This window comes from Epilithonimonas mollis (assembly GCF_900142325.1).
Lineage (GTDB): Bacteria > Bacteroidota > Bacteroidia > Flavobacteriales > Weeksellaceae > Epilithonimonas > Epilithonimonas mollis.
This window is the reverse complement of record NZ_FRAM01000001.1, coordinates 1,129,269-1,145,063: the sequence shown is the minus strand read 5'-3', so window position 1 is coordinate 1,145,063 and position 15,795 is coordinate 1,129,269. Positions and strand designations below refer to the sequence as shown.

The following is a 15,795-nucleotide window of genomic DNA, read 5'->3' as shown; positions in this document are numbered from 1 at the left end:
AACCAAAAACGCCCCAGCTAGCTGAGGCGTTTTTCATTTGATTTGAAAAATTATTTTGTCTTATTTAATGATGAGTTTGGAAACCGCCAGACCTTCATCTGATTTTAACTGTACCAGGTAATTCCCGATTGCGATTCCGTTTACTGAGAATGTCTCGTCTCCTTTTGCAGATTTCAGGCCGAAAGATTTCACCAATTTTCCGTTTAGGTCATAGATGTTGATTTTTCCATTTTTAGCTTTGTTGTATCTGATTTTCAATAATCCGCCAGTTGCAGGATTCTGAACGATTTGTAATGATGTTTTGTCAGCATCGATTTTAGTATCGTCCGTAGCCAGAGCTGTTTGATTTCCAAATATTCTGAATTCTCCCGGCTGTAGGTTTACAGTAGTCGTTGAATTTGCAGAAATGGAAGAATTGTCCATCAGGTTGTACCAGATTCCTGTGTAAGGGAAATTAGGTGTTACTGTCTGGGCAGTGGTTGTAAAGTTAGCAACTACAACTACATTTTTCAAAGTGTTTGATGGTAACGCATCATTCCAGACAAAAATTCTAGGTAACAGATTTCCCGATTCTACTGTGAAAGTTGTGGTGTCAAAAACCTGACTTGATAATCGGATTGCCAGTATTTTTGCCCAGGTGTCATACAATGCTTTTCTGTTGGAATTGGTATCGTAAGCTAAAGTAAAAGCCACTGGTTTCGGGGATGTTCTGCAATCATTGCTGATGGTGCCGTTCTCACATCGGTTGATACTGAATTCGTATCCGAGTTCTCCAAACTGCCAGATCATTTTCGGACCAGGAACAGTGAAGAATACTGCACCGAATGCTTTTTGCCTTTCAAGAGCCGTGTTCAGATCTTTAACGCTGTAAGACCCATTAGCATTTCCATAAGCCAAATTTTTGAACATCAGTCTTTCCTCATCGTGACTTTCGCCATAACTCATATTTCGTCTTTCAGAAAATGTATGGTTTCTAAAATCAACTCTGTTGAAGTTGCTGTCAGAAGCGTAACCCATTGTGTTTTGATTGTATGGATTAACCAAATTATCCCACATCATTACGCCTTTTCCTTCATTTATCCTGTAGTTAGCCCATTCTTTTTCTTCTGCATTTCCTCCCAAATGTTCAAAAATGATGTAAGAATTAGGGTCATGAGACCATTGGTAGTCAGAATATAATTTCAGGACATCGACCCTGTCCTGCTGATAATTTCCTGTACACGTTTCGTCAGAAGGAGTACAATTTTGAGTAAACCCTTTTGTTAAATCCCAACGGAATCCGTCGATTTTATATTCAGAAATCCATTGTTCCAAGACCCTGTTCACATAATATCTGGTTTCAGGTTTTGAATGGTTGAAGTCATAAAATACACTGTAAGCATGTTTTGCAACCTGATTAAAATACGGATTATTGGCGGCAACGTCTCCATACCCGCCATTTGGACTCGTTGACCAGAGTCTTTCCAACGGAGATCTGCCAGAAGCATGGTTGAGCGCAACATCAAGAATCACCGCAATACCATTTTGATGGCATTTGTCAATAAACTCTTTGAACTTTTCCGGTGTTCCGTAAGCCTTGTCCAGTGCCAGATGAAATCCAGGATTGTATCCCCAGGAATTATTTCCGTCAAATTCCATAACAGGCATTAATTCGATAGCGTTTACATTTAATCCTTTGATGTATGGGATTTTATCAATCATGGCCTGCCAGTTTTTCCCTTCGGTAAAATCTCTGACCAAAGCTTCATAAACTATAAGGTTTTGTTTTGCAGGCTTTTGAAAGTTGGTTACTGTCCAGTTATAAGCAGGTTTTGCAGTCTGTATCACAGACACGTCGTACTGTTGGCCTGAAGGATAATCAGGTTTGTTCGGGTATGTGGATGAAGAAATCCATGGATCATCATCTGGAGATAGCACAAGTGTCGAGTAAGGGTCGGCCACTTTTACACCGTCATTTGTACGGTACTGAAAAGTGTAAACTTTCTGCGGCGTTAGTCCGGTAATCTCAATCCAATACAAATCCGGGTTAGATGTATCCCGCTTCATCAGATAGTTTGTGGATACCTGCCATTTATTGTCATCAAAGCTTCCAATAACATGAACATAATTCTTAAAAGGAGCATATAAAGCAAGACCGACTTTTGTAGGATCATTAGGATCATAGCTGATTCCCTGCCTCATATAAGAAGGAATGGCTACAGTCTGTACAGCAGGCGTCGGCGAGATAGTGAAATTAGAAGTCAGTGTAATTCCGGAAGCTGTATTTGTAGCAGTTAATTCGATCTGATTGTCAGTTGTGATTGCCGGAGAAGTCGTGATGCTGGTTACATTACTGGCTGTGTAAATAACATTGCCGTTTGATTTTACTACATAGTTGGCAGGCAGGGAAGTGCTGTATTGGATGTCAAAATTACTATTCGCACCTATAAAGCTGACAGAGCCGTTGCTTGGAGAACTGATTAAAAACTGGAATCTGCCGACTTCAGAATAAATATCCTGAGATTGACCGTTCCCTGTTTTGGTTTTCAGCAGGAAGCCGATTCGTCCGATTCCTGTTCTGTTATAAAAAGTCCTCGGAACAAAAGTAATTGTGTAAGTGTCATTCCCACTGTTGTAAGTCAGTTTGTTCGCTTCATTGGAAGAGTTCCACGTTCCGTTGGTCGGGCAATCCTGACTGTTGGCATCATTGATGTCATAAGACCAAGCCCAGAGGTAAAGTGTATTGTTTAAAATACCCCAGGCAGATTCATTGATGCTGCTTCCGTTAAAGGTAATGGTAATCGGTTCGTCCTCATTAAAATTTGTAGGACTGATGGAAGATGTCACAGTCTGTTGCTGCGCAAAAGTTGAGATCGCAATAAAAAATGCGATCAGGTTATAAAAAATTTTCATAAGGTCTATATATATTAAGGCTAAATATAAACTTTTTTTATAATAATATTTTTTTTTATTTTTGGGAAAATTATTATTGCCAATAAATTGAATTTCAGTAATTTATTTTAAAGAAAATATTTGAGGTTTAAATGTTTAATCGATTTTGACTGAACTAAAAATTGACTCAGAATACATTTTCATCCTTATCTTTGTTTAAACATAATTGCTGCCAATGATAAAATAATTACTAATATATTTTTATAATTCGTATAAATTTCTATAATTTTACGACCAATAAAAAAATAATAAACATTTATGTTGATGAAATAAGAAGATTATGTAAATTTTTTTTATTTATTGTAAATTTCACTTCGTATTATTGTCAATTAAATGTTTGTTTTAATCAAGAATATAAATCAAAATTAAATATAAATTATGAAGAGTGTATCAGAATCTGGCTATCATCTGGACGGAGTTGATAAAGAAATTATTTATATGCTAATGGACAATGCGAAAACATCGCTTGCACATATATCAAAGCATGTAGGTATTTCAACTACAGCGGTTCACCAAAGAATAAAAAAACTGGAGCAGGCAGGCGTTATAGAAAATTCTATCTCGTTCCTTAACCCAAGAAAGATTGGTTACAAAGTAGTGTCTTACATCGGTGTTTTCCTGGAGCAGCCAAGCCACTATCAGGATGCGATTAAAAACCTGGATCTTGTAAACGAAGTTGTGGAAGCACATTACACAACAGGGAATTATACCATATTCCTTAAAGTGCTTTGCAAAGACAATGATCATCTCATGCAGATCCTGAACAAGATACAGAAGTTGAAAGGCGTTACCAGAACAGAGACCTTCATCTCACTGGAACAGAGCATTAGCAGACAGCTGAAAGTGTAACTCAGAAAAAAAATTAAATAATACAATAACACATTCATAACCGGATGTGTTTTTTTTATGAATGTTTTAAATTTTTTTTTATTGATGTAAAACATTTGTAGATAATTGTTAAATTTACAATCCTCTCAGTCTCAATTGAGATTCAATTAAAACATGATTTCTATGACAAAAGTTCTGGAAAAAAACGGAATTCAAACTACATCTTCCCACACTTTGGAAAGAAATGAAGGAATTCCTTACAATGAAAAATATTTTGATGAGATCAACATCAACAGAAGTGCAATCGAACGCCGTGTGAACACATTGGGCGGGAGAAGAAGCGTGAAAAAAGAATATCAGGCTGCCTGGCTTTTGAAAGCTATTTCAATGATTGACCTTACGACATTGGCCGGAGATGATACTCGCGGAAATGTGCTTCGTCTTGGTGAGAAGGCCAGAAATCCTGTTCGTCACGATATATTGGAAAAACTGGGAATGGCGAATGCCAATCTCACAACAGGAGCCGTTTGTGTTTATCATAACCTGATTCCATATGCGAAAGAAGCTTTGGAAGAAAGTAACATCCCGATTGCAGCTGTTTCTACAGGTTTCCCGGCAGGTAAGAATTCACTTGAAGAAAAAATTGCAGAAATTAAAAAATCCGTTGCGGCTGGTGCAAAAGAAATCGATATTGTGATTTCCAGAGACTTGGTTTTGGAAAGCAAATGGAAGGAATTGTATGATGAAGTGAAACTTTGCAGACAAGCTTGCGGCGATGCGCATATGAAAACCATACTTGCAACAGGCGAGATCCCGACCTACACGAAGGTGGCCAAAGCAAGCTGGGTAGCAATGATGGCCGGTTCCGATTTCATAAAAACTTCTACAGGTAAAGAATCTGTGAATGCAACACTAGCTGTTAGTCTCGTGATGATCCGCTGCATAAGGGATTATTATAAATTGACAGGTGTAAAGGTAGGCTATAAACCAGCAGGCGGCATCCAGAAAGCAAAACAGGCTTTGGATTATCTGATTCTCATTAAAGAAGAATTGGGCGACGAATGGTTGAATCCTGAACTTTTTCGTTTCGGGGCAAGTTCCCTTTTAGGCGATATTGAAAGACAGCTTGAGCATTATGTGACGGGAAGCTATTCCGCAGGATATCGTCATCCGATGGCGTAATTAAATTCAATATTCAAAATTTTGAATTCAGAGTTTTGAATTAATCAATCATCAACTATCATTCATCAATCAATAAAAGATGGAAATAAAAGAAATATTCGATACAATGGTTTACGGTCCCGCTCCGGAAAGTGCAGCTCCGGCTGTAGATTATCTGGAATCTCACAACAGAACTTTCGATTTGTTCATTAACGGAGAATGGACAAAACCGAGTTCCAAAAAATATATGGATTCTCACAATCCTGCTAACAAAGAACTGCTTGCAAAATTTGCGGAAGCTGATGAAAAGGATGTGGATAAAGCCGTAAAAGCCGCAAAAGAAGCACTGCCGAAATGGGCAGCTTTAGGTGGTTTTGAAAGGGCAAAATCTCTGTACGCCATTGCGAGACAAATCCAGAAACATTCAAGACTGTTTGCTGTTTTGGAAACGCTGGACAACGGAAAACCAATTCGTGAAACAAGAGACATCGATATTCCAATCGTTGTAAGACATTTTTACCATCACGCCGGTTGGGCAAAACTGATGGAAACCGAACTCAGGGATTATAAAGAAGTCGGCGTCATCGGGCAAATCATCCCTTGGAATTTTCCGTTGATGATGCTCGCCTGGAAAGTAGCTCCGGCTCTTGCAATGGGAAATACAGTTGTTCTGAAACCCGCAGAATACACATCATTGACAGCATTGTTATTTGCTGAAATCTGTGAAAAAGTAGGACTTCCGAAAGGCGTTTTTAATATCGTGACTGGAAAAGGAACGGTTGCTGGAACTGCTTTGGTCAATCATAAAGATGTGAACAAAGTTGCTTTCACCGGTTCTACCAACGTAGGGAAAATCATCCGAAGAGAAATTGCCGGAAGCGGCAAAAAAATCTCTCTGGAATTAGGTGGAAAATCACCATTCATCGTTTTCGAAGATGCCGATTTGGATTCTGCAATCGAAGGCATTGTGGATGCGATCTGGTTCAACCAAGGGCAGGTTTGCTGCGCCGGATCCAGGTTATTAGTTCAGGAAAGCATCGCCGAAAAATTCTATGCTAAGCTAAAGGAGAGAATGGGCAAACTCCGTGTCGGAAATCCGATGGACAAAGCAATCGATATGGGCGCCATTGTGGATGAAACGCAATTCAAAACCATCGATAAATTGGTAAAATTAGGAATCAGCGAAGGCTGTGAAATCTATCAGGCTAATAATGCCGTTCCTAAAAACGGATTCTATTATCCGCCAACTTTATTTACAGATGTTTCCACGTCTGCAACCATCGCTCAGGAAGAAATTTTCGGGCCTGTTTTGGTGGCAATGACTTTCCGTTCTCATAATGAAGCAGTGGCTTTGGCGAATAATTCAAGATATGGCTTGGCTGCAAGCATATGGACGGAAAATATCAATTTGGCTCTCGATGTTGCACCGAAAGTAAAAGCCGGAGCAGTCTGGATCAACTGTACCAATCAGTTTGATGCATCAGCAGGATTTGGAGGTTACAGAGAATCCGGATTCGGAAGAGAAGGTGGAAGAGAAGGTTTATATGAATATACGAAACCAAAAATTGAAGACGAGTTTTCTTCAAAACCAATCATTCAGAAAGCTGTAAAGTCAAAAACAGGTAAGAAATCAAAATCAATTCTGGAAGATATCGACAGAACTTCCAAATTATACATTGGCGGAAAACAAACTCGTCCGGACGGCGGTTATAGTCTGAACGTCCTGAATGCTTTCGGAGAATATATCGGCGAAGTGTCCGAAGGAAACCGGAAAGATATCCGAAATGCAGTGGAAGCAGCACACGCAGAAAAATCCTGGGCCGGAATGACCGGCCACGCAAGAGCACAGGTTTTATATTACATTGCTGAAAACCTTGCGATCCGTTCGGAAGAATTTGCGGAAAGAATTGTGGAAATGACGAATCAATCCCTGGAGTCGGCTGAGGAAGAAGTGGAACAATCAATTGAAAGAATTTATACTTATGCGGCTTTTGCTGATAAATATGACGGACAGGCACATTCAACGGTTCAGAGAATGGTGACGCTGGCAATGCCGGAAGCAGTTGGTGTAATGGGAATTGTTTGTCCGGACGAAAATCCTTTGCTAGGATTTATCTCAACGGTAATTCCTGCGATAGCAATGGGAAATAATGTGGTGGTGATTCCTTCGGAAAAGCACCCTTTCTCTGCAACCGATTTTTATCAAATCCTTGAGACATCTGATGTTCCGGGCGGAACGGTAAATATCGTAACCGGGCATAAGGATGAGCTGGCAAAAGAAATGGCGAAACATTATAATATAGATGGTGTTTGGTATTTCGGAACCAAAGAAGGTTGCAAAGATGTTGAGTTTTTGGCGGCAGACAGCATGAAACGTACCTGGCTGAATTTCGGAAAATACAGAAACTGGCTGGACAATGCTCAGGGCGAAGGTGAAGAATTCCTGCGCCACGCCACCGAAATCAAAAACATCTGGATTCCTTATGGTGCTTAAAATTTTAAATAACAAAACCTCTCGAATTTTTTGAGAGGTTTTTTATTTTGATCTAATCTGGAACATATTTTAGTTTCATATTTTTAAATCCTCCCTTAGATTCATAAAACTCCTTTAGTATCAGCAGAGCTTTCAAGCTAACCCTTGCTATATTTTTTATTATTTGAAATTTATACAATGATATTTTATCATCAGGTAAAATAAACTTATTATTTTTAAAACTAACATATAAACTGTCATTTTTTAATGAGTTTAGTTCTTCTTTTAAATTAATAAGTTCGTTGTAATTGTTTAGTAATAAGTGTTCAATTTCATTTTTGTTTTCAAAATTCGACATCTCAATAAAAACTAAACTATTAATTATTAAATTTTGGATATTTAAATGTGTTTTAGATGTGTGCGATTCAAAACTTTTTTTTAACCTGCCAAAATTTAAATCTTTAGCTTTTATTTTTCCAGCATAATATTCATCTAAACAATTATATATTAAGTAAAACCTACCACACTCTTCAATACAAAGTTGATAAAAGGTATAAGCTCTTATTCGCTTATTATCATCTAATATTTTTGCATCATCAAAAAAATTTTTAGAATTAATTATACATAATTCTAAACCTCTCAGAAATTCTTTTTCCACATCCAAATAGTTTAAGACAAATGTAATAATCCAAAACTAAATTATCATACTTTCACCCAAACGCTCACATTCCCGGCAGGGCAAGGAAAATTACCCCAGCCATTTTCATCGATCGTGATTTTATCCTGGATATGTCCGGTAAAATCATAAAACGTTTTCCCGACATAGCGCTGTCCCATTTCCATAGATTTTTGATTCACATCTTTATTGCTCAAAATAACAGCACAGCCGGAATGTTCATCATCGCCTTCACGGGTCCAGCCAATACAATGCGCATCATCAAAATAATCTCTTTGTTCGCCATACGCAAAATCTTTTCTGGCTTTGATGAGTTCTTCAATTGCATTTACTTTATCAAGGAAAATTTCATATTCATTCCCGTCCTTTCCGTGATCCTTATAACTAGCTCCGTATAAATCCGGATAAAAAACACAAGGGTAGCCATCTTTTCTTAATAAAATCAGAGCATATGCAATTGGCTTAAACCACGTCTCTACAGGTGCTTCCAAAGCCTGGAGTGGCTGCGTATCATGGTTGTCAACCACGGTCACTGCCTTATCCGGATGAGATGCGACAAGCGTTTCATTGAAAATATTCCTCAGGTCATAATCCGGGTTTTTGGAAGCATCATGCAGATTGTGATGCAGGGAAGAATCAAAAAGACTCATGCAGCCTTCAGTAGAATCTATATAAGCTTCCAAAAGTGGTAATTCTCCAGGTGCCCAATATTCTCCAACGGCAAATATGTTTTTTCCGGTGTTGGAACGTAACAACGTCAACCATTCTTTATAGAAATCCGGCGAAATATGTTTGACGGCATCCAGCCTCACACCATCAAAACCGGTTTGATCGTGGTACCATTTACCCCAATGATTGAGTTCTTCCCGAACGAACGGATTTCTGTGTTCGATGTCATTATACATCAGGTAATCATAATTTCCTTTTTCATTATCAATAATGTCATCCCAACCATCGCCGAAATCATTAAAAATCTGATAGATGGCTTTATCTAAACCTTCCGCATAATCTACTCCGGAAAAGCAGGTAAAATCCCATTTGAAGTTGGAATAGGTTTCTCCTCTGCCGGGAAATGTGAACTTAGTATAAGATTCAATTTCGAAAACATCAGAAATTACTTTTTCACGGTCATTTTCGTCTACTTTTACCACACGGAATTTCTCCAACTCGTCACCACCGGCTTTATGATTGAGAACAACATCGGCGATTACCTGGATATTCTTTTCTTTCAGGGTTTTTATTGCATCTTTGTATTCTTCCTTGGTGCCGTACTTTGTAGGGATGCCTCCTTTTTGGTCAAACTCTCCCAGATCGAACAGGTCATAGGGATCATAACCAACGGAGTAGCCGCCATTAGTGCTTTTGTAGGCAGGCGGAAGCCATACTGCTGTAATTCCTAAGTCAGAAAGATATTGTGCAGAATCTTTGGTGTGTTTCCAAAGAAAAGAATCTCCATCGGTATACCAATGGAAAAATTGTATCATAGTTCCGTTCATAAGATTGTAGTTTTTTTCAGATTGTTTGATTTGATGTTTCGTTCTATGAAAATATTAAGCCAAGGAATTGGGAAAAAGACTCAATGATAAAATCAAATAGACTGGAATCAATCATTGCTGAACTCCTCAAAAGGAATTTTCAGTTGAACGGAGACTTGTTTCTTTTCTTCCGTATTAAGGTTGGATAATGACAAGCCAAGTAATCTGATGGCTTTGTCATAGGGCCTGAGTTCCCAGAGTTGTTTTGCAATATTATAGAACTTCTCTGCATTTTCGAAATATAATTCCTGTGTTTTACTTCTCGTATATAATGAAAAATCCTTGTATTTGATCTTCAGCGTCAGGGTTTTTCCCTTGATCTCCTTTCTTCCGAGGCGTTCTTCGAGGTCCAGGCTCAGGGATTTCAGTTTTTCGTCGATTTCATCATCATCATTGATATCATCCCAGAATGTCCTTTCCACAGCCACACTTTTCTGGATCCGGTTAGGTTTTACCTCACCATTATGAATGCCACGGACCACATTATAATAATATCTTCCGGATTTTCCGAAAAGACCTTCTAACTGTCCAAGTGTTTTCGCCTTAAGGTCAGCACCTTTGAAAATATGAAGTTCGTGCATTTTATTGGCTGTTACTTTTCCGACACCGTAGAATTTTTCTATCGGGAGATTTTCCAGGAACGTATTGATTTTTGTGGGATGAATGGTTTTCTGTCCATTCGGTTTATTGATGTCTGATGCGACTTTTGCCAGGAATTTATTCACAGAAATTCCTGCGGAAGCTGTCAAACCTGTTTCTTCAAAGATTCTTTTTCTGATTTCTCTGGCGATGTCATTGGCAGATTCGATTCCTTTTTTATTTTCGGTCACGTCAAGATAGGCTTCGTCCAGAGAAAGTGGCTCTACCAGATCGGTATAATCGTGAAAAATATTTCTGATTTTTCCCGATATCTCTTTGTACCTGTGAAATCTCGGTTTCACAAAAATCAGATGCGGGCATTTTTCTCTGGCTGTTTTGCTGGGCATCGCAGACCTTACTCCAAATTTCCGGGCTTCATAGCTTGCCGCTGCAACCACACCACGATGGCCGCCACCAACAGCAATGGCTTTTCCACGCAAACCCGGATTGTCGAGCTGCTCCACGGATGCATAGAAAGCATCCATATCTACGTGGATTATTTTGCGTTGAGGCTGCATTTACAAATCAATATCTACCACAAAATTTTTAACATTTTCATTGAATGAATATACTATAACTAAATAATCTGAATCCTTTTCTGTCATTTTTGTTTTGTATAAAAACCTTTGCTGGGCAATATCATAAACATCATTATGAATCTTTAGAAATTTTTCTTGATCTTCCGGTAAAGGAAAATGTTTTTTTGCAACATCGTAACAAGAATCATCAAGTTTAAATTCTTGCTGAACAAAATCACAAAAAGATAATTTTCTTTTGTCTAATGAATCTAATAATGCTCCAAGCTTAATTCTGTCTTTGGAATCTTTAATATGTGGGATAATCTTTTTTCTAAATTCATCATTAGGTAATAAATTTTTTTTTTGAATTACCTCTTTTACAATTGACTTATTTGGTTCTTCTTTTTTACAAGAAAAAATAAGTACGGCTATTGTTAAAAACAAATATTTTTTCACAGAGATTTTTTATTAGTTCAAACAAATTTAATCAAAAAATATCCCGAAAAATTTTTAGGGATATCATTTATTATAGGGTTAGTTTATCAATCGTTGACTGTATTTCCGGATCATCCGGAGAGATGGCATAATATTTTGCGATACCAGATTTCTGGTCTACTACAATATATCTCGGAATCCAGTTGAGGTCGATATAATTATTGAAATTATTCTTCCAGCCACCGGCAAACCAATAATTCTCTTTGTCATTCATCTGGAATTTTTCCAGGCTTTTCCGGAAAGATTCCTGGGTTCTCTCCAGAGACAGGAAAACAAAATCGATATTCTTATTTTTTTCTTCTAATTCCTTTGCTTTCGGGAAAGCATTGATGCAGTCTCTGCACCAGCCAGCCCAGAAATCCAGAACCAAAACTTTTCCCTTATGCTGATGCAGAATATCGTTCATGGTAATTACCTTACCCTTCTCGTCCTCTAATGTCTGCGCTAATGCTTCTTTGGAAAATTCGGTTTTCAGAACTTCAGGAACATTTTGGGAAAATCCCAATTTAAACACAAATAATAAGCTGTAAATTAATATCCTCTTCATTTTAAGTAGGTTTTGGTAATGCAAATATAGACCATTAATTAGATTTATTTTCTCCGGAAGAAATTGTTTTCCGGTGTTACGATAGCAACGCTCGGACTTTGCTATGTAGAACGCTTTAGCGTGAGGAAAAGTATTTTATTTAAGAAAATAGCTATAATTGAAATGATAATTATAATGACTATTACCCTAAATGGTGATTTGTTAATTTAAAATATCTTTTTACATTTGATAAAAAAATTAATGGGAAATTCGGATTTCATCAAAAGGAAATTTGAAAAATTTGATGAAAATTTTTATCAGGAAATTAAGGAGCATGGGGTTTTTGTATCGGTTGATGCTAAAAAAGAACTCATCGCAGAAGGTGAGAAAGTAAAATTTATCCCTATTCTTATAAAAGGTCTGGTGAAAGTTTATAATCTGAATGACGGAAAAGAACTGGTCTACTATTATATCTCTCCGGGCGAGAGTTGCATAATGACTTTTTCTACAATATTTACAGATAAAGTAAGCCGTATATATGCGGTATCAGAAGAAAAGTCGGACGTACTTTTGCTTCCGGTAGGGCAATTTTTAGAATGGCTTCAAAGATACCCGAGACTAAACCAGATTTTCTTCCTGGAATATGACTCCAGGTACAAGTTTATGATGGAAACCATCAATAAAATTGTATTTCAGAAGCTGGATCACAGGGTTTTAGAATATCTCCACGAAAGAATCAGAAGAAACGGAAACGACGTTGTGAAGGTTTCACATAAAAAAATTGCAGACGAATTGGGCACTGCAAGAGAGGTTGTTAGCCGTATCCTGAAAAAATTTGAAAAAGAGGGCCTGATTTCGCAAAGCCCTTCCGGAATAGGAATAATTAACAGACGGTGACTTTAGTCACCGTTTTTTTTTGGACAGACTTTATACTTTTGAATAAAAAATCAATATGTCAAGAGTTTTGTCATTTATTTCTTTATTTATTTTGACATTTGTTTATGCTCAGGAAGATTTGCTAAAAGAAATTGATACAGCAAAAACAGCAGAACCCTATTCTCCAAGCTTCAAAGCATTGCAGGTCGTAACCGCACAATCTACCAAGATGCCCGCAAAAAAAGAATTCTATCTGGATATCTCCCACCGTTTCGGAGATGTGAGCGATGGATTCAAAAACTTCTTCGGACTGGATAATGCCACCACCAAGCTTGGCGTGATCTACGGACTCAGCGACTGGCTGGCTCTTAGCGGTTCAAGACATACTTATCAAAAAACTTATGAATTCGGTGCAAAATACAGACTCTTCAAACAGGAAAAAGAATCGCCGTTTGATATTGTTGGCTATAATGTCATGGACATCAATTCAGAATTAAAAAAAGATAATTTCCCAAAGCTTGAATTTTCTGACCGCCTTGCTTATCTCTCACAACTGCTGATATCGAGGAGATTCACGGAAAATCTGACGTTGCAACTGATGCCGAGTTTTGTTCATAAAAACCTTATAGAACCAACGATTGACAGCAAAAATCTGTTCTCGACAGGTTTGGGAGGAAGGTATAAAATCTCAAAAAGAGTGTCTGTCAACGCAGAATATTTCTACAATTTTGACAATAAAAATTTCTACAAAAACCCTTTGTCTGTCGGAATGGACATCGATACGGGCGGACACGTTTTCCAGTTGGTTTTCAGCAATTCCCAGGCGAATACTGAAACAGGTTATATAACCAATGCGACAGGTGACTGGGGAAAAGGCCATTTCTTTTTTGGGTTTAATCTTTATAGAGTTTTTTAAAGTGTAATTTATGAGAAATGCAATAAAAATATTAGTTCCCGTTACAGGATTTTTGATGCTGATGAGTTGTGATACAAAGACATTCGAAGAGATATCCGATGTCAAGCCTATCCCTGAGACGGTTAACTACAACAACAGTGTGAAAACGATTATTAATAATAACTGTGTGATATGCCATTCATCAGTTGGGACTGCATCTTTTCTTCCTCTGACGGACTATGCAGCAGTGAAAAATTCTGTTGATAATATCCTGGACAGGATCCAGAGAGCTAACGGAGATCCTTTGAAAATGCCGCAGGGCGGAACACTTTCGCAGGATAATATCAATATAATCAACAAATGGAAAGCCGACGGTTTACTTGAAAATTAAAAAAATGGAAACATGAAAATATTGGTTTTTTTTATAAGTCTTATTCTGACTTCAAATTTTGCTTTTGCACAAAAATATTCTACCAAAACAGGCAAGATCACTTTTGAAGCATCGGTTCCGTTATTTGAGGATGTATATGCTGAGAACAACAATTCTACAGCTATCCTGAACGCTGATACCGGCGATATAGCATCACTTGCAATGGTGAATGCTTTCACTTTTAAAAGCAGCCTGATGCAGGAACATTTTAATGAAAACTATGCCGAATCTGCAAAATATCCGAAAACAAGCTTCAAAGGAAAGATAGTGAATTTTGATAAAAATGATTTGTCGGCCAAACCGAAGGCTTACATGATTTCCGGAATATTGAACTTTCATGGCGTTGATAAACAGGTTCAGTCATCTGCTAATGTTTATCTGAAAGATGATAAGATTGTCGTTCAGGGGAAACTTGTGGCAAAAACGGCAGATTTCAAAGTTAAGATCCCTAAAATGGTAGCGGCAAAAGTTGCTGAAAACGTGAATGTAAACTATAATTTTATACTTCAGAAATAATGAGAAAATACTATGCACTAATTCTGATAATGGTTTTTGGGTTGATTTTTTCTCAGACAAAAAACGTTTTTGATATTGCCCGCAATGGAACACTTGATGAAATGAAAGTTCTGGTAAGCCAAGATCAGGATGTTATCAACTCCAAAAATGACATGGGTTTTACGCCACTCATTTTAGCATGTTATAGAGGAAATGCGGAAGTCGCAAAATATCTGATCGATAATGTTAAAGATTTGGATTATATCAGCCCGGAAGGAACGGCACTTTCTTCTCTTTGCATCAGTTATAATAAGGAGCTTGTAGAAAAAATACTATCAAAAAATGCCAATCCGAATCTACAGGATTCGCGTGGAAATACACCGTTGCTCTGGGCTGTGAAAAGAGGTAATATCGAACTAGCAAAGATGCTTTTGAATCACAAAGCAGACAAAACAATAAAGGATTCTATGGGTATTTCGGCTTTTGAATATGCAATAAAATCCAACAATAATGAAATGATCAATCTTTTAAAATTTTAATATATGGCAAAAAAAAATCTACTTTTATGCATCCCGCTTTTTATCAGCGGAATCTTTTTTTCTCAATTTTCAACAGGAAGTGTGAATCTTCCTACAACAGGAATGAATGTGAAAATTGATGTTGATGCGACTAACGTTACTATGACCCTGAAGGGGAGCAGTACTGGCTGGTTGGGAATTGGCTTCAGTGATGAAGGGATGAAAGATGGCGCAGACGGATTCATTTACAACAGCTCTGCGAACAGAGACTATACCTTCAGTGGTGTAGGTGTTACGCCTTCTGCAGATGCTGCACAAAACTGGACAGAACTATCTAATACGGTTGCTTCCGGAGTCAGAACCCTGGTGGTGAGAAGGACTCTTGCTGGTGGAGCCGGTGATTTTGTTTTCACGAATTCTACAGGCACCCTTCCTATATTTTATGCCAGAGGAAGTGCGCTGGGGTTGGCGAATCATGGTAGCGGAAACAGAGATTACGCAACACTGACTTTCTCCCCATCTTTGGCGGTTGATGATGCTAATGCATCTTCAAAGAAAATCGGAGTCTATCCGAATCCTGTGAAAGATATTCTGAATTTTACAAATTCGGATAAAATCGGGTCAATAAAAATTTACGATTCAGCAGGAAAACAGGTTATTTCACAAAAATCTGCAGAAAACCTGAATGTTTCTCAGTTAACGAAAGGTGTCTATTTCATCGAATTCGAGAATATAGACGGTTCAAGAAGCTACGAGAAAATAATCAAGAACTAACAAAAAACCTCAGAACTTCTGAGGT

The 15,795-nt window shown here is 37.8% G+C and carries 15 protein-coding genes; 9 read left to right on the top strand and 6 right to left on the bottom strand.

Annotation, left to right across the window (positions count from 1 at the left end):
- Window positions 1-60: 60 nt before the first annotated feature.
- A complete protein-coding gene (locus BUA97_RS05035; protein ID WP_072996726.1) occupies window positions 61-2,892 on the bottom strand; it encodes an alpha-amylase family glycosyl hydrolase in 2,832 nt (943 codons plus the stop codon).
- A gap of 417 nt (window positions 2,893-3,309) precedes the next feature.
- Here BUA97_RS05035 and BUA97_RS05030 point away from each other — a divergent pair, with 417 nt between their 5' ends.
- The 3 genes from BUA97_RS05030 (at window position 3,310) to BUA97_RS05020 (ending at window position 7,414) form a co-directional block, all read left to right on the top strand.
- On the top strand, window positions 3,310-3,780 hold the full coding sequence (locus tag BUA97_RS05030) for an Lrp/AsnC ligand binding domain-containing protein (RefSeq protein ID WP_072996725.1): 471 nt from the start codon (window positions 3,310-3,312) through the stop codon (window positions 3,778-3,780).
- Window positions 3,781-3,942: 162 nt separating this feature from the next.
- Window positions 3,943-4,941 carry a deoxyribose-phosphate aldolase gene (deoC, locus tag BUA97_RS05025; RefSeq protein WP_072997211.1) on the top strand — a complete coding sequence of 333 codons (999 nt, stop codon included), beginning with the start codon at window positions 3,943-3,945 and terminating at the stop codon, window positions 4,939-4,941.
- 79 nt (window positions 4,942-5,020) lie between these two features.
- Window positions 5,021-7,414 carry an aldehyde dehydrogenase family protein gene (locus BUA97_RS05020; RefSeq protein WP_072996724.1) on the top strand — a complete coding sequence of 798 codons (2,394 nt, stop codon included), beginning with the start codon at window positions 5,021-5,023 and terminating at the stop codon, window positions 7,412-7,414.
- Between the two features lie 52 nt (window positions 7,415-7,466).
- Here BUA97_RS05020 and BUA97_RS05015 read toward each other — a convergent pair whose 3' ends face one another.
- The 5 genes from BUA97_RS05015 to BUA97_RS04995 form a co-directional block, all read right to left on the bottom strand.
- Window positions 7,467-8,051, bottom strand: a complete 585-nt coding sequence (locus BUA97_RS05015) for an AbiV family abortive infection protein (RefSeq protein ID WP_175546172.1) — start codon at window positions 8,049-8,051, stop codon at window positions 7,467-7,469.
- A 44-nt stretch (window positions 8,052-8,095) separates the two neighbouring features.
- On the bottom strand, window positions 8,096-9,565 hold the full coding sequence (locus BUA97_RS05010) for an alpha-amylase (RefSeq protein WP_072996722.1): 1,470 nt from the start codon (window positions 9,563-9,565) through the stop codon (window positions 8,096-8,098).
- Between the two features lie 107 nt (window positions 9,566-9,672).
- Window positions 9,673-10,761 (bottom strand): DNA polymerase IV, encoded by a 1,089-nt coding sequence (gene dinB, locus BUA97_RS05005; RefSeq protein ID WP_072996721.1) that lies wholly within the window; start codon window positions 10,759-10,761, stop codon window positions 9,673-9,675.
- Complete coding sequence (locus BUA97_RS05000) at window positions 10,762-11,217, bottom strand: hypothetical protein (RefSeq protein WP_072996720.1); 456 nt, start codon at window positions 11,215-11,217, stop codon at window positions 10,762-10,764.
- A 70-nt stretch (window positions 11,218-11,287) separates the two neighbouring features.
- Entirely contained in the window at window positions 11,288-11,803 is a 516-nt protein-coding gene (locus BUA97_RS04995) for a TlpA family protein disulfide reductase (RefSeq protein WP_072996719.1), read from the bottom strand.
- Window positions 11,804-12,043: 240 nt separating this feature from the next.
- Between BUA97_RS04995 and BUA97_RS04990 the strand changes: the two genes are divergently transcribed.
- The 6 genes from BUA97_RS04990 to BUA97_RS04965 are packed head-to-tail and all read left to right on the top strand — an operon-like array spanning window position 12,044 to window position 15,770.
- Complete coding sequence (locus tag BUA97_RS04990) at window positions 12,044-12,679, top strand: Crp/Fnr family transcriptional regulator (RefSeq protein ID WP_072996718.1); 636 nt, start codon at window positions 12,044-12,046, stop codon at window positions 12,677-12,679.
- A gap of 55 nt (window positions 12,680-12,734) precedes the next feature.
- Window positions 12,735-13,574, top strand: a complete 840-nt coding sequence (locus BUA97_RS04985; RefSeq protein ID WP_072996717.1) for a DUF5777 family beta-barrel protein — start codon at window positions 12,735-12,737, stop codon at window positions 13,572-13,574.
- 10 nt (window positions 13,575-13,584) lie between these two features.
- Window positions 13,585-13,944, top strand: a complete 360-nt coding sequence (locus BUA97_RS04980) for a c-type cytochrome (protein ID WP_072996716.1) — start codon at window positions 13,585-13,587, stop codon at window positions 13,942-13,944.
- A gap of 12 nt (window positions 13,945-13,956) precedes the next feature.
- Entirely contained in the window at window positions 13,957-14,499 is a 543-nt protein-coding gene (locus tag BUA97_RS04975; protein WP_072996715.1) for a YceI family protein, read from the top strand.
- Window positions 14,499-15,017 carry an ankyrin repeat domain-containing protein gene (locus BUA97_RS04970; RefSeq protein WP_072996714.1) on the top strand — a complete coding sequence of 173 codons (519 nt, stop codon included), beginning with the start codon at window positions 14,499-14,501 and terminating at the stop codon, window positions 15,015-15,017. The genes BUA97_RS04975 and BUA97_RS04970 overlap by 1 nt, the downstream gene beginning before the upstream one ends.
- Window positions 15,018-15,020: 3 nt before the next feature.
- Entirely contained in the window at window positions 15,021-15,770 is a 750-nt protein-coding gene (locus tag BUA97_RS04965; RefSeq protein ID WP_072996713.1) for a T9SS type A sorting domain-containing protein, read from the top strand.
- The last annotated feature ends 25 nt before the right edge of the window (window positions 15,771-15,795 follow it).